The organism is Arthrobacter sp. 2YAF22_2, from assembly GCF_052114645.1.
In the GTDB taxonomy this organism is placed as follows: Bacteria; Actinomycetota; Actinomycetes; order Actinomycetales; family Micrococcaceae; genus Arthrobacter.
In genome coordinates this window covers 1-1,613 of the sequence record NZ_JBFRFD010000673.1, presented here as the reverse complement: position 1 = coordinate 1,613, position 1,613 = coordinate 1, and the positions used below count along the sequence as shown (strand labels likewise).

1 protein-coding gene is annotated in these 1,613 nt (G+C 65.6%); it reads left to right on the top strand.

Annotated features, from left to right (window positions below):
- Positions 1 to 879 precede the first annotated feature (879 nt).
- Entirely contained in the window at positions 880 to 1,557 is a 678-nt protein-coding gene (locus AB4Y86_RS18575; protein ID WP_441403614.1) for a vitamin K epoxide reductase family protein, read from the top strand.
- The last annotated feature ends 56 nt before the right edge of the window (positions 1,558 to 1,613 follow it).

Below are 1,613 nucleotides of genomic sequence, written 5' to 3'. Positions count from 1 at the left end.
GCCCTGAGAGGCCGGCGAGATTGTGTTGAACCCGTTGATCTGTACGTCRCAACCAGGTGCCGTCCAATGGCATTGCGGGATAGGCCGGATCGAAGGATCCGAAGTATGCCCAGCTCCTCATTGGCGGTCTTTAAGACAAAGTCGCCGGACTGAAACCCGAATGTGGATCGCGTCCCAGCCAGGTTCATTGTCTCACAGGAGCCGCAAAATCAGGGCTAGGCATCGCAATCGGGCGCGTACGTTCGGCAAGGGCCATTCGGACCACCACCCAAACGCCCAACTCGGGACCCTGCTGGCCCAGTTATCCGGCACCAACGGTCGCGACGCGGGCCTCCGTGGAACGTTGGCCGCTTGGATGCCGGGCCAGCGGCTCCGCCTGCAGTGGCCCTAACTCTGTCGACCCGGCTAGCCACCCTTTTCGTCCATTCGTCGGGATTCAGGGGCCAGATCCCCCAGATCCCTGCACCCCGGGAGGACATGCCCATTGGCCGCGCATTGCACWGGGCATAACCCGAAGATGTCCATCCGCCAACCCCGCCGCGGGGCATRTCCCTAGCCGGCGACGTGCGCGGGTGGCTCTGCCGCACGGGACSCGCCTGCACCCCGGGAGGACATGCCCATTGGCCGCGCATTGCACTGGGCATAACCCGAAGATGCCCATCCGTCGGCCCCGCCGCGGGGCATGTCCTCGAGCCCCGGCCCCGGTCGGACCCGCCGGCGAACTAATGGAAAGTCACACCAGTCCGCAGGTGTGAGCGGGACATCCCGTCCGCGCCGCGGACCCAAGCACCGGCGGCGGAGGGCCACCGCCCCGGCTTCGTCCAGCCTCCGGCGATAGAATCGGGCCAAGAGCACTCCAACCCTAAGGACTGGAATCCCATGCCCAGCATCTCTCCCGCCCCCGCCCGCGGCGACGTGACCACCCCCGAGCGGGGCGCCGGTTCGGCCGCTGCGAAGCACCCGTTGCCCCTCATGACGCGTGATCGGCCGTTCGCGTGGCTCCTGGTGATCACCGGCGTCGTCGGCTGGCTCGCCTCCGGAACACTGGTCTTGGAGAAGCTGGCGGTCCTCAAAGACCCCAGCCACACCACGGTGTGCGATGTGAACCCGTGGATCTCCTGCGGGCAGGTGATGCAGACCTGGCAGAGCTCGGTCTTCGGCTTCCCCAACATGTTCATCGGCATCGTCGCGTTCGCCGTCACGATCACCACCGGCATGGGCCTCCTCGCCGGGGCCAAGTTCTCCCGCTGGTATTGGATCGGGCTGCAGGCCGGGATTACGCTGGGCTTCGCGTTTGTGGTGTGGCTCTGGTCCCAGGCGCTGTACTCGATCCACATCCTTTGCCCCTTCTGCATGATCGTCTGGGCCTCGATGATCCCCCTCTTCATCTGGGTGACCGTCCGCAACGTCAGCCATGGCGTCATCCCGATGCCCGCCCGCGCCGCGCGGATCTTGGGCGACTCGGGCTGGATCCTGACGGCCCTGCTCTACGTCGCCGTGGTTGCCACCATTTTCTTCGCGTTCATCCAGGTGTTCATCGGTACCTCCGGCTACTGAGTCCGGAAACGCCGCGAGGTGACAGCTAAGGCCAATGTTCGCACTGAACATTGGCC

Excerpts from the sequence above, each read along its gene's own strand:
- AB4Y86_RS18575 (WP_441403614.1), top strand. The coding sequence starts at position 880 with ATGCCCAGCATCTCTCCCGCCCCCGCCCGCGGCGACGTGACCACCCCC.